Here is an 18,939-nt window from a genome sequence, read left to right as displayed (position 1 = left end):
AGTAACGATGATTTGGCCGGTTGGGTTCAATTTGTACCTGTTGTTTCAAGGGTGGCGCCGCCCTTGATGCCTGTAAAAATCCTGTGGGAGCCGGCTTGCCGGCGATTCGAGGGCGCAGCCCTCGCCAAGCATTTGTCTCAAGATTTTTCATGAAATCCGTCCGTAAACCTTGAGGGAAGCTGAGTGGAAGTGAACAATGTTCTCTTTCGTATTCCCTTCGAGATTGGCCATGAATTCCCGTTCCCGTCTGCTTGCCTGGTTGCTTTGGCCCATGCTGGCGCTGTGCAGCACCGTGGTGCTGGCCGAATCCCCTGCCGAGGCCGGCAAGGCCCTGCACTTGCTCGATTACATCGGTGCCGACTACCCGCCGACCGTGCGTGACGGCAAGGTGATCGACGACGGTGAATACCGTGAGCAGCAGGAATTCAGCGCGGTATTGGCCGACCTGGTCAAAGGCTTGCCGGCGAATGCCGAGCAAAACGCCCTGGAGCAGGGCGTCCAGGCGCTGCGCCAGGCCATCGACCAGCGCCAGGAGGGCGCGGCAGTCGCCAAGCAGGCACGCCAGCTGGGTGCACGCCTGGCGGTGGCCTACGAGGTCAGCCAGGCGCCGGTGATTACCCCGGACCCGGCCCGCGGCGCTTCGCTGTATGCGCAGAACTGCTCGATCTGCCATGGCGACACGGGGGCGGGCGATGGCCCGGCCGGCGTGGGCCTGGAGCCGGCACCGGCCGATCTGCGCAATGCCGAACGCCTCGACCAGCTCAGCCTGTACGACCTGTACAACACCCTGGGCCTGGGCATCGACGGCACCGAAATGCCCTCATTCGCCGACCAGCTCGACGAGCGTCAGCGCTGGGACGTGGCAGCCTATATCGCCAGCTTCTCGGCCAACCCGCAGGCGGCCAAGGGCGACAAGACCTGGAACCTCGCCGACCTGGCCCGCCAGACCCCGGCCGAAGTCGCCGCCAACGAAGGCGCCGCGTCGGTCGAGGCCTTCCGTGCCCAGCGCGCGCAGCCGCCGCAGGCCAAGCGTGGCCCGGCGCAGCTGCTCGAATACACCGCCAGCACCCTGGACAAGAGCCTGGCCGCCTATCGCGCAGGTGACCGCGACCAGGCCTACGACCTGTCGGTAGCCGCCTACCTGGAAGGCTTCGAGCTGGTGGAAAGCTCGCTGGACAACATCGATACGCAAACCCGCAAGGACACCGAAAAGTCGCTGATGGCCTACCGCCAATCGCTGCAGGACGGCTTGCCGGTCGCCCAGGCCGAACAGCGCCTGGCCGAAGCCAAGGTCAAGCTCGACCAGGCGTCCAAGCTGTTGGGCAGCGATGGCCTGAGCTGGTCGCTGAGCTACATTTCCGGCTTGCTGATCCTGCTGCGCGAGGGCCTGGAAGCCATTCTGGTGCTGGCCGCGATCCTGGCCTTCCTGCGCAATACCGGGCAGCAGTCGGCGGTGCGCAGCGTCAACATCGGCTGGGGCCTGGCGCTGGTCGCCGGTTTCGCTACCTGGGCGGTGGCGGCCTACGTGATCGACGTCGGCGGCGCCCAGCGTGAACTGCTCGAAGGCTGCACGGCGCTGTTCGCCTCGGTGATGGTGCTGTGGCTGGGTGTGTGGATGCACGACCGCCGCCACGCCGCGGCCTGGCAGGACTACATCAAGAGCAGCCTGGTCAGCGGCGGCGGGCGCTTCGGCTTTGCCGTGCTGGCGTTCTTCTCGGTGTACCGCGAGCTGTTCGAAGTGATCCTGTTCTACGAAACCCTGTGGCTGCAGGCCGGCCCAGCTGGCCACCAGGCGGTGCTGGCCGGTGGTGCCACGGCGCTGGTGCTGCTGGTGGGCCTGGCTTGGGTGATCCTGCGCGGTTCGGCGAAGCTACCGCTGGCGCTGTTCTTCAGCATCAACGCGGCGTTGCTGTGTGCCTTGTCGGTGGTGTTCGCCGGGCATGGCGTGAAGGCGCTGCAGGAGGCCGGCGTGCTGGGCACGCGGCCGGTGGCGTTCTTCGAGTTCGACTGGCTGGGGATTCATGCCGATGCCTACTCGCTGGCCGCCCAGGCGGTGGCGTTGCTGGCGATTGTGGTGTTGTATGGGCGCAGTCGCCTGGCCGAGAAGCGCCGGGCTGCGGCACACTGAGGCCGCCATGCGGCCTATGCCCGGCAAGCCGGCTCCCACAGGTTCGGCGCAGGCCTTCGGGGCAACGCGCCTTCTGTGGGAGCCGGCTTGCCGGCGATAGGCCAGTGCCGATCAAGAAGAGAATAGCGACATGCGCATATGGATCGACGCCGACGCCTGCCCCAAGCCGGCCAAGGACCTGATCGTCAAGTTCGCCCTCAAGCGCAAGCTCGAGGTGATCATGGTGGCCGGCCAGGCCGTGGCCAAGCCGGCCTTCGCCGTGGTGCGGCTGATTGTGGTACCCAGCGGCATGGACGCCGCCGACGATTACCTGGTGGAGCACGCCATGCCTGGCGAGCTGGTGATCTGCAGCGACGTGCCGCTGGCCGATCGCCTGATCAAGAAGGGCGTGGCGGCGCTGGACCCACGCGGCCGCGAGTTCGACGAGCGCAACATGGGCGAGCGCCTGGCGGTGCGCAACCTGTTCACCGAGCTGCGCGAGCAGGGCCAGGTCGGCGGCGGGCAGGCGCCCTATGGCGAACGCGAGAAGCAGGCGTTCGCCAATGCGCTGGACCGTATCCTCACCCGCCTGGCCAAGGGCTGATCACTCACCCTCGTGGGTCAGCTCCAGCACACGGTCCACCAGCTTGTAGATGCCACCCGCCGCTTCACTGATCGACTTAGCCACCATGTAGGCGGGGGTGGTCACGAGCTTGCGCTGGGTGTCTTCGACGATGTCGTGTACATCGCACTCTTGATGGGTGGCGCCCATCTTCACCATCGCACCGGCGGTGCCGGCATCGTTGCCAATGGTGCAGACCACGCCCGGGCCATAGATCTTCGCCGCCAGCGCCGGCGAAATGCAGATCAGGCCGACCGGCTTGCAGGCCTCGGCAAAGGCTTCGGCCAGGGCCAGCACGTCCGGGTTCACGCTGCACTCGGGGCCATCGACGGCAAAGCTGGACAGGTTCTTGGCCGCGCCAAAACCGCCCGGCACGATCAACGCATCGAAGTCCTCGGCCTTGGCTTCGCGGATGTCCTTCACCTCGCCCCGGGCAATGCGCGCCGATTCCACCAGCACGTTGCGCGATTCGGGCATTTCTTCGCCGGTCAGATGGTCGATCACATGCATCTGCGCGATGTTCGGCGCAAAGCACTGCACCTGCGCGCCGCGCTGGTCGAGGCGCAGCAGGGTGATCACGCTTTCGTGGATTTCGGCACCGTCATACACGCCACAGCCGGACAGAATCACCGCTACCTTTTTTGTCATGCTCATTACTCCAGTTTCGAGGCGCTAAATGTCCTCTAGTTTGGCAGATGTGGCCATAGGGGTTGGCGCGGGCGCATCCTAATCTCTGTGGATAACCTTCGAGGCGAGCTCCATGGACCTTATTCTGCTGGCCGTGCCGTTTTTCTTCGTGCTGATTGCGGTGGAGCTGATTGCCGACCGCGTGCGCGGCCAGCGCAATTTCACCGTGGCCGACTCGATCAACAGCCTGAGCACCGGGGCGTTGTCCACCAGCACCGGGTTGCTGACCAAGGGCGTAGGGCTGCTCACCTATGCGCTGGCCTGGGAGCACCTGGCGCTGCTGCATTTGCCGCAGCAGGCCTGGTGGGTGTGGCTGCTGGCGTTCGTGCTGTATGACCTGTGCTACTACTGGCTGCACCGCCTGGGGCACGAGCGCAACGTGCTGTGGGCCGCGCATTCGGTGCACCACCAGAGCGAGGAGTACAACCTCACCACCGCCCTGCGCCAGACCAGCAGCGGCTTCATCTTCTCCTGGATCTTCTACCTGCCGCTGGCGCTGATCGGGGTGCCGCCGCTGGTGTTCATCACCGTGGCGTCGTTGAACCTGCTGTACCAGTTCTGGGTGCACACCCGGCACATCCCCAAGCTGAGCTGGCTCGAGTGGGTACTGATCACACCGTCCAACCATCGCGTCCACCATGCGCAGAATCCTGTCTACTTGGATCGTAACTATGGCGGGGTGTTCATTCTCTGGGACCGCCTGTTCGGCACCTTCAAGGAAGAAGACCCGGCCGAGCCGGTGGTGTTTGGCGTGACCACGCCGCTGGCGAGCTGGAACCCGCTGTGGGCCAACCTGCAGTTCTACGCTCAGCTCTGGGACGACGCCCGGCGTACCCGCAGCTGGCGTGACAAGCTGCGCATCTGGTTCATGCCGACCGGCTGGCGCCCTGCGGATGTCGCGGCGCGTTATCCACAGGCCAAACAGAACCTGGCGCTGTTTCGCAAGTTCGAGGTCGCCCTGGGGCGTGCGCAGCAGGTGTATGTGGCCGTGCAGTTCGTGGCCTACATCGCCCTGGGCAGTTACTTGATGGATGTGGCCGAAAAGGTGCCGGGCGCCGCCCTGGTGCTGGGCTGGGCGGTCATGGCGTTTGGCTTGTTCGTGCTGGGTGCGGCCCTGGAAAACCGGCCGTGGGCGGCGCGCCTGGAGCTGGCGCGGCTGCTGGCGAATGCGCCGGCGCTGTACCTGGCCGGCGTGTCTGGCCTAGTGCTGGTCACGCCCCTGGCGTGGTTCCTGCTCGCTGCGTACAGCCTCTGCAGCTTCTGGGCTCTGGGCGTCTGCCGCCGCCTTGCGCTCCGCGCGCAGGGTGCGAAAGCGCCGGCGCAGCCACAGCAGGACACCCAGCAACAGCAGGCCGCCGAGCACCCATAGTTCGTACTTCTTGACGTTGCCCAGCATGCCTTCGAGGATCGCCCCGAAGTGATAGGCGGCGGCGCCCAGGGCCAGGGCCCAGATCGCCGCGCCGATGCCGTTGAGCAGCAGGTAGCGCCGCGGCGGGTAGCCGGACAGGCCGATGGCCACCGGCATCACCGTGCGCAGGCCGTAGACGAAGCGGAAGCTCAGCACCCAGATATCGGGGTGGCGGCGAATGTGCTCGAGTGCACGGTCGCCCATCGCCTGCCAGCGCGGCTTGCGCGCAAGGATCTTGCGGCCGTGGCGGCGCCCCATGAAGTACCACAGCTGGTCGCCGGCATAGCTGCCGAAGAATGCCACGATCACCACCAGGCTGATGTCCATGTACCCGCGGAACGCGAGGAATCCTGCAAGCACCAGGATGGTCTCGCCTTCGAAGAAGGTGCCTAGAAAAAGGGCAAAGTAGCCGAAATCCTGCAGGAATTGTTGAAGCATTTTCTGAGGTGCTGGCGAAATGAACGCGCAGCCTACCCCTTCGCGCGCTTTCGTGAAAGTGTCCAAATGTGTCTCGACGTGAACAATTCCTACACGGACAATGCCTTCGGCCACAAGTCGCAGGGTTGCCTACAGGTGTAACACAGGCGTCATAATGGCCGCTTATCGTCCCGCTCAATTGATGATAGGGCGTTAACGTCCTCAGGAACGTCCAGATGAATAATGAAGTGCTCACCCCTGTCGCGATCAAGGATGCTCAGGCCGTCCCCGAAGAGCTGGTGCAAACCCCGCCAGACCTGCCCGAGCCCCCGGAACCGGTGGTCGAGGCCGCCGTGCCTGCCCCGGCGCCGACGCCGGCCATCAACATTCCGAGCCTTGACGACAGCAGCCTGTACATTCATCGCGAACTGTCGCAGCTGCAGTTCAACATTCGCGTGCTGGAGCAGGCCCTGGATGAGTCCTATCCGCTGCTCGAGCGCCTGAAGTTCCTGCTGATCTTCTCCAGCAACCTCGACGAGTTCTTCGAGATCCGCGTGGCGGGCCTGAAGAAGCAGATCAACTTCGCCCGTGAACAGGCCGGTGCCGATGGCCTGCAGCCGCACCAGGCGCTGGCGCGCATCAGCGAGCTGGTGCACATCGAAGTGGAGCGCCAGTACGCGATCCTCAACGACGTGCTGCTGCCGGAGCTGGAAAAGCACGCGATCCGCTTCATCCGCCGCCGCCACTGGACGCCCAAGCTCAAGACCTGGGTGCGGCGCTTCTTCCGCGACGAGATCGCGCCGATCATCACCCCGATCGGCCTCGACCCGACGCACCCGTTCCCGTTGCTGGTGAACAAGAGCCTCAACTTCATCGTCGAGCTCGAAGGCGTCGACGCCTTCGGCCGCGACTCGGGCCTGGCGATCATCCCGGCGCCACGCCTGCTGCCGCGGGTCATCCGCGTGCCGGAAGAGGTGGGCGGTGCGGGCGACAACTACGTGTTCCTGTCGTCGATGATCCACGCCCACGCCGATGACCTGTTCCAGGGCATGAAGGTCAAGGGCTGCTATCAGTTCCGCCTGACCCGCAACGCCGACTTGGCGCTGGACTCCGAAGAGGTCGACGACCTTGCCCGCGCCCTGCGCGGCGAGCTGTTCTCGCGCCGCTACGGCGATGCCGTGCGCCTGGAAGTGGCCGACACCTGCCCGAAACACCTGTCCGACTACCTGCTCAAGCAGTTCAGCCTGAGCGAGAGCGAGCTGTACCAGGTCAATGGCCCGGTCAACCTGACCCGCCTGTTCAGCATCACCGGCCTGGACAGCCACCCGGAGCTGCAGTACACCCCGTTCACCCCGGCGATCCCCAAGCTGCTGGTGAACGCCGAGAACATCTTCAGCGTGATCGGCAAGCAGGACATCCTGCTGATGCACCCCTTCGAGTCGTTCACCCCGGTGGTCGACCTGCTGCGCCAGGCCGCCAAGGACCCGCACGTGCTCGCGGTGCGCCAGACCCTGTACCGCTCAGGCGCCAACTCGGAGATCGTCGATGCCCTGGTGGATGCGGCGCGTAACGGCAAGGAAGTCACCGCGGTGATCGAGCTGCGGGCGCGCTTCGACGAAGAGTCCAACCTGCAGATGGCCAGCCGCCTGCAAGCGGCGGGCGCCGTGGTGATCTACGGTGTGGTCGGCTTCAAGACCCACGCCAAGATGATGCTGATCCTGCGCCGTGAGCAGGGCGAGATCGTGCGCTATGCGCACCTGGGCACCGGCAACTACCACGCCGGCAACGCCCGCCTGTACACCGACTACAGCCTGCTGACCTCCGACGACGCCCTCACCGAGGACGTCGGCAAACTGTTCAGCCAGCTGATCGGCATGGGCAAGACGCTGCGCATGAAGAAACTGCTGCACGCGCCGTTCACCCTGAAGAAGGGCATGCTCGACATGATCGCCCGGGAGACCCAGTTCGCCCTGGAAGGCAAGCCTGCGCACATCATCGCCAAGTTCAACTCGCTGACCGATGCCAAGGTCATCAAGGCGCTGTACAAGGCCAGCCAGTCGGGCGTGAAGATCGACCTGGTGGTGCGTGGCATGTGCTGCCTGCGCCCAGGTATTCCGGGGGTTTCGCACAACATCCAGGTGCGCTCGATCATCGGCCGCTTCCTGGAGCACACGCGGGTGTTCTACTTCCTCAATGGCGGCGAAGAGCAGATCTACCTGTCCAGTGCCGACTGGATGGAGCGCAACCTCGACAAGCGTGTGGAGACGTGCTTCCCGGTAGAGGGCAAGAAGCTCTTGCTGCGGGTGAAGAAGGAGCTGGAAAGCTACCTGACCGACAACACCCACGCCTGGACCCTGCAGCCTGACGGGCGCTACGTGCGCAGCAGCCCGACCGGCAACCAGAACCCGCGCAGTGCCCAGGCGACCCTGCTGGAGCGCCTGAGCAACCCGGTACTCAACGTACGCTGAGGACGAAATTGACCCGGGCCAGCCACTCCGCCTCGTTGGCGAAGTCGGCCTGGGTCAGTTGGTTCTGCTCCAGCCAGCCTTGCGGGAATACCACTTCCAGGCTGTTGTCGCCCGCTTGCAGTTGCACCTTGGGCATCTGCTGAGTGCCACGGATGTGGTGGAACAGGATGGCGAAGCGCAGCAGCACGCACAGGCGCAGCAGTTTCACGCCTTCATCGCCCAGTTCGGCGAACTTGTCCTTGGGAATGTTGCGGCGGTGGCCACGCACCAGCAGGGCCATCATCTGCTGGTCTTCGCGGGAAAAGCCCGACAGGTCGGAGTGCTCGATCAGGTAGGCGCCGTGCTTGTGGTAGTGGTAGTGGGCGATATCCAGGCCGATTTCGTGGATTTTTGCCGCCCAGCCCAGCAGATCGCGCCAGTTTCCATCCTCCAGGCCCCACGCTTTCGCCACTTGGTCAAAGGCATGCAACGCCTTGCGCTCGACGCGGGCGGCCTGGCCCTGGTCGACGTGGTAGCGCTCCATCAGCGAGTTGAGGGTGCGTTCGCGCACGTCTTCATGGTGGTGGCGGCCGAGCAGGTCGAACAGCACGCCTTCGCGCAGGGCACCGTCGCAGTGGTCCATGCGCTGCAGCTCCAGGGCGTCGAAGATGGCTTCGAGAATCGCCATGCCGGCCGGGAAAATGGCGCGGCGGTCGGGTTTGACCCCGTCGAAATCGATCTTGTCGACTTCACCCAGCTTGAACATCTTGCGCTTGACCCAGGCCAGGCCCTCGGCGTTGACCTCGCCATTGCCAAGGCCGCCGGCCTTGATCGCGGCGCCGATGGCGCGGATGGTGCCGGACGAGCCGATGGCTTCGTCCCAGGTCAGGCGGTGCAGGGCGTTTTCAATGCTCATCAGCTCCAGGCGCGCGGCGGTGTAGGCCTGGGCGTAGCGCGCCGGGGTGATCTTGCCGTCACGGAAATAGCGCTGGGTGAAGCTGACGCAGCCCATCTGCAGGCTTTCGCGCAGCAGCGGCTCGAAGCGCTGGCCAATGATGAACTCGGTGCTGCCGCCGCCGATGTCGGCGACCAGGCGCTTGCCCGGGGTGTCGGCCAGGGTGTGGGACACGCCCAGGTAGATCAGGCGCGCTTCCTCACGGCCGGAAATCACTTCCACCGGGTGGCCGAGGATGGCTTCGGCGCGCTGGATGAATTCGTTGCGGTTGCGCGCTTCGCGCAGGGCGTTGGTGCCGACGATGCGCACGGCGCCTGCAGGCATGCCGTTGATCAGCTGGGCAAAACGCTTGAGGCACTCAAGGCCCCGTTCCATGGCTTCTTCGCTGAGCATGCGCGATTCGTCGATGCCGGCGGCCAGCTGAACCTTTTCGCCGAGGCGCTCGAGAATGCGGATCTCGGTGTGGTGAGCCTTGGCCACGACCATGTGAAAACTGTTGGAGCCAAGGTCGATGGCGGCGATCAGAGACAGGTTCTTCGCGGTTGTATGCGGCATGGTCTGAGTGTTCTCGGTCGTTAACCCGGCAATCCTGCCACGATACTTGGCTGTCGCCAACGCGCGGCACGCCAAGGGTTGATGCAAGGCAATGTGCCATTCGATGCTATGACACTTGTGTGACGGTTTCGATTCGCGGCGTCTTGCACAACTATAGTTACAGTCAATCGTCCGTGACTTCCTGTTGCGTCAGGGTCCGGCTATGATGGGCCACGTTTTTTGCTTACGACCCTGGAGATATCCATGAGCAGCGATCTGATCAAACACGTCACCGACGCCACCTTCGAGGCCGAAGTCCTGCAAGCCCAAGGCCCGGTGCTGGTTGATTACTGGGCTGAATGGTGCGGCCCATGCAAGATGATCGCGCCAGTCCTGGACGACATCGCTTCCACCTACGAGGGCAAACTGACCGTCGCCAAGCTGAACATCGACGACAACCAGGAAACCCCGGCCAAGCACGGCGTGCGTGGCATCCCGACGCTGATGCTGTTCAAGAACGGCAACGTCGAAGCCACCAAGGTCGGTGCGCTGTCGAAGTCGCAGCTGGCCGCGTTCCTCGACGCCCACCTGTGATATGAATAAGCCCCGCAAATGCGGGGCTTTTCTTTTTCAACCCACTAGACGTCGAAAAAAGCAAGTGTTACATTCGGCCTCGCACTGCTTCTCCAGTGCCCCCTGCACGCCGTCGCCGACGCACTCCTAATTAGAATCTGTGCGCGATCCTATCGCCTTCTAGCGGCGCGGCTTCATTAAGCCATTAGCTTAATCCTCCCTTCATACATGATTACGTCACTCCCCTTATGAACCTGACTGAACTCAAGCAAAAGCCGATTACCGATCTGCTGGAAATGGCCGAACAGATGGGCATCGAAAACATGGCCCGTTCGCGCAAACAGGACGTGATTTTCGCCCTGCTGAAGAAGCACGCGAAAAGCGGCGAAGAGATCTCGGGTGACGGCGTGCTGGAGATTCTCCAGGATGGTTTCGGTTTCCTGCGTTCGGCTGATGCGTCCTACCTGGCCGGCCCCGACGATATCTACGTCTCGCCAAGCCAGATCCGCCGTTTCAACCTGCGTACCGGCGACACCATCGTCGGCAAGATCCGCCCGCCAAAGGAAGGGGAGCGTTACTTCGCCCTGCTGAAGGTCGACACGATCAACTTCGATCGCCCGGAAAACGCGAAGAACAAGATCCTGTTCGAAAACCTGACGCCGCTGTTCCCGAACAAGCGCCTGAAGATGGAAGCCGGCAACGGTTCCACCGAAGACCTGACCGGCCGCGTCATCGACCTGTGCGCCCCGATCGGCAAAGGCCAGCGCGGCCTGATCGTCGCCCCGCCAAAAGCGGGCAAGACCATCATGCTGCAGAACATCGCGGCGAACATCACCCGTAACAACCCCGAGTGCCACCTGATCGTCCTGCTGATCGACGAGCGCCCGGAAGAAGTGACCGAAATGCAGCGCACCGTGCGCGGTGAAGTGGTTGCCTCCACCTTCGACGAGCCGCCGACCCGCCACGTGCAGGTTGCCGAGATGGTCATCGAGAAGGCCAAGCGCCTGGTCGAGCACAAGAAGGACGTGGTCATCCTGCTCGACTCGATCACCCGCCTGGCACGTGCCTACAACACCGTGATCCCGAGCTCCGGCAAGGTGCTGACCGGTGGTGTCGACGCCCACGCCCTGGAGAAGCCGAAGCGCTTCTTCGGCGCCGCGCGTAACATCGAGGAAGGCGGTTCGCTGACCATCATCGCCACCGCGCTGGTCGAAACCGGCTCGAAGATGGACGAAGTGATCTACGAAGAGTTCAAGGGTACCGGCAACATGGAACTGCCCCTGGACCGTCGCATCGCCGAGAAGCGCGTGTTCCCGGCCATCAACATCAACCGCTCCGGCACCCGCCGCGAAGAGTTGCTGACGGCCGACGACGAACTGCAGCGCATGTGGATCCTGCGCAAGCTGCTGCACCCGATGGACGAAATCGCCGCCATCGAGTTCCTGGTCGACAAGCTCAAGCAGACCAAGACCAACGACGAGTTCTTCCTGTCGATGAAGCGCAAGTAAGATCGTCGAACCACGCAAAAGGCCGGGGAAACCCGGCTTTCTGCTATCTGTACTTTGGCTATTGCGGCCCGTTCGGCGCTACACTCTGCAGCCCGACCGATACGGCCAACACGAGGCACATGCATGCAGTATCGCGATTTGCGCGACTTCATCCGTGGCCTGGAGCAGCGCGGCGAACTCAAGCGCATCCAGGTTCCGATTTCCCCCGTTCTGGAAATGACCGAGGTCTGCGACCGCACCCTGCGCGCCAAAGGCCCGGCATTGCTGTTCGAAAAGCCCACGGGCTTCGACATTCCGGTGCTGGGCAACCTGTTTGGCACCCCGGAGCGGGTGGCCATGGGCATGGGCGCCGAGTCGGTCGATGAATTGCGCGAGATCGGCAAGCTGCTGGCCTTCCTGAAAGAGCCCGAGCCGCCGAAAGGCCTCAAGGACGCCTGGTCCAAGCTGCCGATCTTCAAGAAAGTCGTGTCGATGGCGCCCAAGGTGGTCAAGGATGCGGTGTGCCAGGAGGTCGTGGTCGAAGGCGATGACGTCGACCTTGGCCAGTTGCCGATCCAGCACTGCTGGCCGGGCGACGTGGCGCCGTTGATCACCTGGGGCCTGACCGTCACCCGCGGGCCGAACAAGGACCGCCAGAACCTGGGCATCTACCGCCAGCAGGTGATCGGCCGCAACAAGGTCATCATGCGTTGGCTCAGCCACCGTGGCGGCGCGCTGGATTACCGCGAGTGGTGCGAGAAGCACCCGGGCCAGCCGTTCCCGGTCGCCGTGGCCCTGGGCGCTGACCCTGCCACCATCCTCGGCGCCGTGACGCCGGTGCCCGATACCCTGTCCGAATACGCCTTCGCCGGCTTGTTGCGCGGCAACCGCACCGAGCTGGTCAAGTGCCGCGGCAGCAACCTGCAGGTGCCTGCTACCGCTGAAATCATCCTCGAAGGCGTGATCCACCCGGGCGAGATGGCACCGGAAGGTCCTTACGGCGACCACACCGGTTACTACAACGAAGTGGACAGCTTCCCGGTGTTCACCGTCGAGCGCATCACCCATCGGCAAAAACCGATCTACCACAGCACCTACACCGGCCGCCCGCCTGATGAGCCGGCGATTCTCGGCGTGGCGCTGAACGAAGTGTTCGTGCCGATCCTGCAGAAGCAGTTCCCGGAAATCGTCGACTTCTACCTGCCGCCGGAAGGCTGCTCCTACCGCATGGCGGTGGTGACCATGAAAAAGCAGTACCCGGGCCACGCCAAGCGCGTGATGCTGGGTGTGTGGTCGTTCCTGCGACAGTTCATGTACACCAAGTTCGTTATCGTGACCGACGACGACATCAACGCCCGCGACTGGAACGATGTGATCTGGGCCATCACCACGCGCATGGATCCCAAGCGTGATACGGTGATGATCGACAACACGCCGATCGACTACCTGGACTTCGCGTCGCCGGTGTCGGGGCTGGGGTCGAAGATGGGCCTGGACGCCACGCACAAGTGGCCGGGCGAGACTACACGCGAATGGGGCCGGGTCATCGTCAAGGACGAGGCCGTCACCCGCCGTATCGATGAGCTGTGGGATCAGTTGGGAATAGATTGATGCAGGTAACGTTGCAGCCGTCCGGGGCGGTGCTGGCGCTCGAGCCCGGGGAACGGATCCTGGAAGGTGCGCGGCGGCTGGGCTATGAATGCCCGAGCAGCTGTCGCAATGGCAACTGCCATGTCTGCGCCGCGTTGTTGGTCGAAGGCCGGGTTCGTCAGGACGGTGAAGTGCGCGATCATGGCGAGCTGTTTACCTGTATTGCCGAACCGCTGGAGGACTGCGTCTTGCTCTGGGATGGTGTGCTGGCCCTGGGCGAGCTGCCGGTGCGCAAGCTCGCTTGCACGGTGACCGAGTGCGTCGAGGTCGGTGGCGATGTCTGGCGCGTGCGCTTGCGCGCGCCTGCCGGCAAACCGCCGCGCTACCATGCCGGGCAGTACCTGATGATCGAGCGCGAGGGCGGCAAGCCGGCCGCCTTCTCCCTGGCCTCGGCGCCCCATGGCGGGCGAGACCTGGAGTTGCATGTGCTGGGCCGTGAAGACAGTGCCCAGCAGCTGCTGGCTCAGTTGCAGCGCAACGGCATGGCCCGCATCGAAATGCCGTTTGGTGACGCGCACCTGGCCGAATTGCCCGATGGGCCGCTGGTGTTGATCGCCGCCGGCACGGGCATGGGGCAGATGCACAGCCTGGTCGAGCACTGCCGCGCCCAGGGCTTCAAGCACCCGGTGCATCTGTACTGGGGCGTGCGCCGCCCCGAGGACTTCTACACCATCGAGCACTGGGACCAATGGCAGCGCCTGCCGAACCTGTTCCTGCACAAGGTGGTCAGCGACCTGTGTGGCTGGGAAGGCCGTTGCGGGCTATTGCACGAGGCGGTGTGCGAGGACGTCGAAGACCTCAATGCCGTTCATGTCTATGCCAGTGGCTCGCCGAACATGGTCTACGCCACCCTCGATGCGCTGGTGGAAGCAGGCATGGATGCGCACCGCATGCGCGCCGATGTGTTTGCCTACGCGCCACGCGGTTAATAACCTAAGTTCTGCTTAGTGGGTATAAGGCGGTAATTGTTACCGCCTTGGCCCATAACTATCGCGTAACTTGCAACACTGCGTTCCAATCGTCGGAAGTCTGCGTGAAACATTGCCCGCAGGGCTTGAGTGCTGGCGTGTTTGTATCCTATGGTAATTGCATGTACCCCGCAGTGACGGCGCAAGCCCCGCCACGCGGCGGTTCTCCGCACCATCGGTAGTTCACAGGGGATAATGGCGGCAGCTTATGTCGGCACTTGAAAGTTCGTCCTGGAAAGTTTCATACCCTCCCACGCTCGACTTCGGCCAACAACTGACTCACGAGCAACTGTTCACTTCCATGCAGTCGACCATGTCGCGGCATCAGGGCGGCCCCGTGTGGCTGTTTGCCTATGGATCGCTGATCTGGCGCCCGGAATGCAATTCGGTGGAGCGTCAGCGGGCGCGGGTGCATGGTTACCACCGTGGGCTTTACTTGTGGTCGCACGAACACCGCGGCACGCCGGAAACACCAGGGCTGGTGTTCGGGCTGGACCGTGGTGGCTCCTGCAGCGGGTTTGCCTACCGCCTCGATGAAAGCAACCTCAACGACTCGCTGATGGCGCTGTGGCAGCGGGAGATGCCGTACCCGGCCTATCGGCCGCATTGGCTCAGTTGTCGCCTGGATGATGGCAGCCGCGTGCAGGCCCTGGGCTTCGTGCTGGAGCGGCATTTGCCATGCTATGCCGGCAACCTGCCGGATACCTTGCTCAGCCAGATCCTGGCCAGTGCCAAGGGGCGCTATGGCACCACGCGTGATTACGTCGAGCAGACGCTGAACGCCTTGCGCACGCACCAGATGCCAGACCGCAACCTCGAAGCGCGGTTTCGGCGTTGCCATAACTTGCGCGAGGTTTGACCCAGCCTGTGGCAGCCCCATCGCCGGCCCTGTGGGAGCCGGCTTGCCGGCGATAGGGCCTGCCTGAAAACCCTCGGCCAGTAGCCTTACCTGGCCAGCACCACCAACTTACCCACAGCCTTGCGCTGCCCCAGCTGTTCGATTGCTGCCCCCGCCTCAGCCAGTGGATAAGTCTTCGATACCAGCGGCTTGAGCTTGCCCTCGGCATGCCAGGCGAACAGCTGCTTGAAGTTGTCCGCGTTATCCTGCGGCTGGCGTTGGGCAAAGGCGCCCCAGAACACCCCGAGCACCGCAGCGCCCTTGAGCAGCACCAGGTTTGCCGCCATCTGCGGGATCGTTCCGCTGGCGAACCCCACCACCAGCAACCGCCCGTTCCAGGCCAGCCCGCGCACGGCCTGGTCGAACAGCTCGCCACCCACCGGGTCGTAGATCACGTCCACACCCTGGCCGCCGGTCAGGCGCTTGATTTCGTCCTTGAGGCTGGCCTGGCTGTAGTCGATCAGTTCATCGGCGCCTGCGGCCTTGGCCACGGCAAGCTTTTCTGCGCTGCTGGCGGCAGCGATCACCTTGGCGCCCATGGCCTTGCCAATTTCCACCGCCGCCAGGCCAACACCGCCGGACGCGCCCAGCACCAGCAGGGTTTCACCGGGCTGTAGCTGGCCGCGCTGCTTGAGGGCGTGCATCGAGGTGCCGTAGGTCATGCCGAACGCGGCGGCGGTGGTGAAATCCATGCTCTGGGGGATTGGCAGCACGTTGTAGTGCGGCACCGCCACCTGTTCGGCAAACGCCCCCCAGCCGGTCAGGGCCATTACCCGGTCACCGACCTTGAACGCGCCGGCCTTTTCCCCGACCGCAGCGATGACCCCGGCAGCCTCGCCGCCTGGGGAAAACGGCAGCGGTGGCTGGAATTGGTATTTGCCTTCGATGATCAAGGTGTCGGGGAAGTTGACCCCGGCCGCCTGCACATCGAGCAGGATCTCGTTCTTTTTCGGCACCGGGCTGGCCACCTCTTCCAGTACCAGGTCGCGGGCCGGACCCAGGGTTTTGCACAGCACAGCTTTCATCGGCCTATTCCTTTGCGGGTAGTGGCCGATAAGTGTAGGAGGGCCGCCTGCCCGGTCAACGAGCATGCCCGGCCCTGATGGGCCGGCATAAGCCTGGGCTTGGGTTTCAGTGGTGTGCTGGGTAAGCTGGCGCCAATCGTGTTGAGGAGCAAATTCGTGAAAGCGTGGATCTTGATGGTGCTGGCCCTGATGCTGCCAGCGGCGGCCATGGCCGAAGAAGCCAGCGAGGGAGCCCCCAAGGTTTCCTACATCAGCCTGAGCCCGCCCTTCGTCGGCAACTACGCCCTCGATGGCGGCCCCAAGCTGCGCGTGTACAAGGCCGATGTGGCCCTGCGCGTGACCGGCGATGCCGCGGCGGCGGCGGTGAAACACCACGAGCCGCTGATCCGCAACCAGCTGGTGGCGCTGTTTGCCCAGCAGAGTGTGGATAACCTGAGCAACGTCGATGCCAAGGAAAAGCTGCGCCAGGAAGCGTTGAAGCAGGTGCAGCAGGTGCTGGAGTCGGAAGAGGGCAAGCCGATTGTCGAGGATTTGCTGTTCAATAACCTGATTGTGCAGTGATATTGGCCAGTTTGAGGCGGTTTCAGCGTAGGAGCTTTCTATCTCTTCGGTAGGCTTGCCAGATTCCAAGTTTCGACGCGGCTTGCACGCTAGATTGTGGGCGAGAGTATCTCGTACCTACCCTGCAGTTGGAGCATTTCGCCGCTGTTCAAGCTGCTGTTTGCTTCGCACTTGGACTCACACATTCAGCAATAGAGCGGGCCGTTGCCACTGGTGCAGTTGATGCACCATACTGGGTGGGTTCCTGAAAAGGGCTTGTGAGACTCTGCGGATCCTGGCCATGCCAGCAATTACAGAGCCGGGCAGGTGCAAGGCGATGACAAGCCAACCTGTCTGTGAGTAGGGCGCCGCAAGGCGCCCTTTGTCTTTTCAGTCCAAGTGAGTGCTGAGGTATGGATCACCGCGTTAAAGCGATGATCGCCGCCCACTGCTCTTCAGTCACCGGCATCACCGACAAGCGCGTGCCTTTCTGCACCAGCGGCAGTTCCGCCAACGCACTCTGCTGCTTGAGCAGCCCCAGCCCCAGGACCTGCCTGAACGTCTTCACGTGCGCCACGTCCACCGCGCTCCAGGGGTTTTTTTCGGCGCTGGCCTTGGCGTCGTGGTAGTGGCTTTCCGGGTCCAGCGCGGTTGGGTCGGGGTGAGCCGCCGTGGTGATGCGGGCAATACCGGCAATGCCAGGTTGTGGGCAACTGGAGTGGTAGAAAAAGAACTCGTCGCCTACGCTCATGGCCCGTAGGAAATTGCGTGCCTGGTAGTTGCGCACGCCATCCCAGCGCGCTTCGCCCAGGCGGCCCAGCCCCTCGATCGACAGTTCGTCGGGCTCGGATTTCATCAGCCAATAGGCCATGGATGCTGCTCCTGAAAAGGTTTGAAATAACCTGTTGCACGAAACCGACAGCCGGTTGGCGTCAACGTTTGCGTGTCGACTCAGGTTGTCGGAAAATGCGCCGATTTTAAAGCTAGACGCTCCGGCGACACCAAGAAGGTCGCCGAGCCTGAACAGTGCCTAGGGGGGCATTATTCGATGAACCAACGCAAACCGGATCTGCTGTGGATCCTGGTCTTCATTTTTGGTCTGGGTGTGGTCACCACCGGTTATGCCCAAGGCATCTGGGAGCGCAAGCTCGACACTGCCTACCAGGCGCCGGTCGACGCCGGCCAGGCCCAAGCCAAACGCTAGCCCCCGCGGGCGCCGCTCAGTTCGGCGCCAGGTACCAGCCACGGTCCGAGACCGTGCCCTGCAACGGTACATCCCAACTGGCCTGAGCCAGCCGTTCGACCTTCTGGCATTCATGCGCCAGCCCCAGCAGCAACGGTTTCTTCCACGCCTTGCGGCGCGCCTGGTAAGCCAGGCTGCGGTCGTAGAAGCCACCGCCCATGCCCAGCCGCCCGCCCACTTCATCGAAGCCGACCAACGGCAGCAGGATCAGGTCCAGTGACCAGACCGGGCGCTGGCGCTTGCGGTCAGTGACAGGTTCGGGGATACGAAAGCGGTTGCGCTTGAGCTTTTCGCCCTGTTCGAAGCGCTGGAACACCATGCGTGTGCGCGGCCAGGCATGCAGCACCGGCAGGTAGGTGCGCTTGCCCCGGCGCTGGGCTTCGCGCAGCAGCCATTGCGGGTCGATTTCACCGTCGTTGGGCAAGTACAGGGCGATGTGGCGGGCGCGGCGGAACAGCGGGTGCTGGGCCAGCTGGCGATACAGGCCCGCGGCAGCCTGCTGCTGTTGGGCAGGCGTGAGCGCGCGGCGGGCGTTGCGAAGCAGACGACGAAGCTGGGGGCGGGTGAGCGGCGCAGTTTCGGTCATGGCACTGGCTGTCCCAGGTGTCGGATTGCCTGCAGAGCCTGCAGGCAAAGGAATCAGGCTCCCCGATAAGACCGCTATCGGTGTAGCCCTTGAACCCGAAAGTTCAAGGTGGAGATTGCAGGGGGCGTTAAGGCTTTCCGTCGGGCGGACATGCACACCGGCCCCAGCGTGCAACCCCCGTGGTTGTGCGTATCGGCTCAGGGACATAACCGACTGGCGCATCCCCCAGGGAGTCGCGCCAGTATACCAATCTCAGCCGATTTTGGTATCCGCATCGTCGGACAAAGCCTTGTCGACGCGATCGAGCAGGTCGCGGACCTGTTCGCGGTTGGTGCTGCCCACCGGCGCATCCTTGCGATCTTCCTGGCGGTGCAGCATCTCGTGGGTGATGTTCAGCGCAGCCATCACGGCGATGCGGTCGGCGCCGATCACCTTGCCGCTGCTGCGGATCTCGCGCATCTTGCCGTCCAGATAGCGTGCGGCGCTGACCAGGTTGTTGCGCTCTTCCGGTGGACAGATGATCGAGTATTCCTTGTCGAGGATCTGCACGGTGACGCTATTGCTTGAACTCATGAGTCTTGCTCCAGGGCCTTCAGGCGTAAAATCATCGACTCGACCTTGCGCTTGGCGATTTCGTTCTTTTCGATGAGGTGGGCGCGTTCCTCGCGCCAGGATTTTTCCTGAGCTACTAGGAGTGCATTTTGCCGTTTTAGTTGCTCGACACGTGCGATCAGCAACTCGAACCGGCTCATCAGCGCTTGCAGGTCGTTCTCTTGCGTGGGTTGCACTCGA

Annotated in this window: 18 protein-coding genes, 1 other RNA gene and 1 pseudogene; 11 read left to right on the top strand and 9 right to left on the bottom strand. The window is 63.4% G+C overall.

Annotated features, from left to right (window positions below; translation table 11 throughout):
- Nucleotides 1–196: 196 nt before the first annotated feature.
- Together L6D75_RS21915 and L6D75_RS21910 are read left to right on the top strand one after the other, a co-directional pair.
- Entirely contained in the window at nt 197–2,128 is a 1,932-nt protein-coding gene (locus L6D75_RS21915; protein WP_176511615.1) for an FTR1 family protein, read from the top strand.
- A gap of 130 nt (nt 2,129–2,258) precedes the next feature.
- Entirely contained in the window at nt 2,259–2,711 is a 453-nt protein-coding gene (locus L6D75_RS21910; RefSeq protein WP_176511616.1) for a YaiI/YqxD family protein, read from the top strand.
- Here the strand turns inward: L6D75_RS21910 and elbB are convergent, their stop codons facing one another.
- The gene (gene elbB / locus L6D75_RS21905) at nt 2,712–3,377 is read right to left on the bottom strand and encodes an isoprenoid biosynthesis glyoxalase ElbB (protein ID WP_176511617.1); all 666 of its coding nucleotides are present in this window, start codon (nt 3,375–3,377) and stop codon (nt 2,712–2,714) included.
- A 112-nt stretch (nt 3,378–3,489) separates the two neighbouring features.
- On the opposite strand from elbB, the pseudogene L6D75_RS21900 reads away from it, so the two are divergent.
- Nucleotides 3,490–4,116, top strand: a pseudogene (locus L6D75_RS21900) (sterol desaturase family protein); the annotation flags it as partial.
- Between the two features lie 501 nt (nt 4,117–4,617).
- Here L6D75_RS21900 and L6D75_RS21895 read toward each other — a convergent pair.
- Nucleotides 4,618–5,262: a DedA family protein gene (locus L6D75_RS21895; RefSeq protein ID WP_176511618.1), complete on the bottom strand. Its 645-nt coding sequence runs from the start codon at nt 5,260–5,262 to the stop codon at nt 4,618–4,620.
- A gap of 215 nt (nt 5,263–5,477) precedes the next feature.
- Between L6D75_RS21895 and ppk1 the strand changes: the two genes are divergently transcribed.
- Nucleotides 5,478–7,709, top strand: a complete 2,232-nt coding sequence (gene ppk1, locus L6D75_RS21890; RefSeq protein WP_176511619.1) for a polyphosphate kinase 1 — start codon at nt 5,478–5,480, stop codon at nt 7,707–7,709.
- Here ppk1 and ppx read toward each other — a convergent pair.
- Entirely contained in the window at nt 7,696–9,198 is a 1,503-nt protein-coding gene (ppx, locus tag L6D75_RS21885) for an exopolyphosphatase (protein WP_176511620.1), read from the bottom strand. The genes ppk1 and ppx overlap by 14 nt on opposite strands.
- 243 nt (nt 9,199–9,441) lie before the next feature.
- Between ppx and trxA the strand changes: the two genes are divergently transcribed.
- The 5 genes from trxA (at nt 9,442) to L6D75_RS21860 (ending at nt 14,714) form a co-directional block, all read left to right on the top strand.
- On the top strand, nt 9,442–9,771 hold the full coding sequence (gene trxA / locus L6D75_RS21880; protein ID WP_009684153.1) for a thioredoxin TrxA: 330 nt from the start codon (nt 9,442–9,444) through the stop codon (nt 9,769–9,771).
- A gap of 227 nt (nt 9,772–9,998) precedes the next feature.
- Nucleotides 9,999–11,258: a transcription termination factor Rho gene (gene rho, locus L6D75_RS21875; RefSeq protein WP_003253661.1), complete on the top strand. Its 1,260-nt coding sequence runs from the start codon at nt 9,999–10,001 to the stop codon at nt 11,256–11,258.
- Nucleotides 11,259–11,381: 123 nt separating this feature from the next.
- Nucleotides 11,382–12,848 (top strand): 4-hydroxy-3-polyprenylbenzoate decarboxylase, encoded by a 1,467-nt coding sequence (gene ubiD / locus L6D75_RS21870; protein WP_054902455.1) that lies wholly within the window; start codon nt 11,382–11,384, stop codon nt 12,846–12,848.
- Nucleotides 12,848–13,816: a CDP-6-deoxy-delta-3,4-glucoseen reductase gene (locus L6D75_RS21865; protein ID WP_176511621.1), complete on the top strand. Its 969-nt coding sequence runs from the start codon at nt 12,848–12,850 to the stop codon at nt 13,814–13,816. The genes ubiD and L6D75_RS21865 overlap by 1 nt, the downstream gene beginning before the upstream one ends.
- Nucleotides 13,817–14,063: 247 nt before the next feature.
- Nucleotides 14,064–14,714 (top strand): gamma-glutamylcyclotransferase, encoded by a 651-nt coding sequence (locus L6D75_RS21860; RefSeq protein WP_176511622.1) that lies wholly within the window; start codon nt 14,064–14,066, stop codon nt 14,712–14,714.
- A gap of 86 nt (nt 14,715–14,800) precedes the next feature.
- Here the strand turns inward: L6D75_RS21860 and L6D75_RS21855 are convergent, their stop codons facing one another.
- On the bottom strand, nt 14,801–15,778 hold the full coding sequence (locus tag L6D75_RS21855) for an NADPH:quinone oxidoreductase family protein (RefSeq protein ID WP_176511623.1): 978 nt from the start codon (nt 15,776–15,778) through the stop codon (nt 14,801–14,803).
- 156 nt (nt 15,779–15,934) lie between these two features.
- On the opposite strand from L6D75_RS21855, the gene L6D75_RS21850 reads away from it, so the two are divergent.
- Nucleotides 15,935–16,339, top strand: a complete 405-nt coding sequence (locus L6D75_RS21850; protein ID WP_176511624.1) for a flagellar basal body-associated protein FliL — start codon at nt 15,935–15,937, stop codon at nt 16,337–16,339.
- Nucleotides 16,340–16,736: 397 nt separating this feature from the next.
- Here the strand turns inward: L6D75_RS21850 and L6D75_RS21845 are convergent, their stop codons facing one another.
- Nucleotides 16,737–17,189, bottom strand: a complete 453-nt coding sequence (locus L6D75_RS21845) for an EVE domain-containing protein (protein ID WP_176511625.1) — start codon at nt 17,187–17,189, stop codon at nt 16,737–16,739.
- A gap of 177 nt (nt 17,190–17,366) precedes the next feature.
- Between L6D75_RS21845 and L6D75_RS21840 the strand changes: the two genes are divergently transcribed.
- Nucleotides 17,367–17,522, top strand: coding sequence for a hypothetical protein (locus L6D75_RS21840; protein ID WP_176511626.1), 156 nt, complete (start codon nt 17,367–17,369; stop codon nt 17,520–17,522).
- 16 nt (nt 17,523–17,538) lie between these two features.
- Here L6D75_RS21840 and L6D75_RS21835 read toward each other — a convergent pair whose 3' ends face one another.
- From L6D75_RS21835 to L6D75_RS21820, 4 genes are all read right to left on the bottom strand, one after another.
- A complete protein-coding gene (locus L6D75_RS21835; protein WP_176511627.1) occupies nt 17,539–18,147 on the bottom strand; it encodes a 5-formyltetrahydrofolate cyclo-ligase in 609 nt (202 codons plus the stop codon).
- A 55-nt stretch (nt 18,148–18,202) separates the two neighbouring features.
- Nucleotides 18,203–18,382, bottom strand: a non-coding RNA gene (gene ssrS / locus L6D75_RS21830) — 6S RNA.
- Nucleotides 18,383–18,399: 17 nt separating this feature from the next.
- On the bottom strand, nt 18,400–18,720 hold the full coding sequence (locus tag L6D75_RS21825; RefSeq protein ID WP_176511628.1) for a cell division protein ZapA: 321 nt from the start codon (nt 18,718–18,720) through the stop codon (nt 18,400–18,402).
- Nucleotides 18,717–18,899: a TIGR02449 family protein gene (locus L6D75_RS21820; RefSeq protein WP_176511655.1), complete on the bottom strand. Its 183-nt coding sequence runs from the start codon at nt 18,897–18,899 to the stop codon at nt 18,717–18,719. The genes L6D75_RS21825 and L6D75_RS21820 overlap by 4 nt, the downstream gene beginning before the upstream one ends.
- Between the last annotated feature and the right edge of the window lie 40 nt (nt 18,900–18,939).

It is taken from the genome of Pseudomonas faucium, assembly GCF_021602585.1.
Classification (GTDB): Bacteria; Pseudomonadota; Gammaproteobacteria; order Pseudomonadales; family Pseudomonadaceae; genus Aquipseudomonas; species Aquipseudomonas faucium.
Note: the sequence above shows the minus strand (reverse complement) of the source record. Positions and strands in the feature narration are given on the sequence as shown.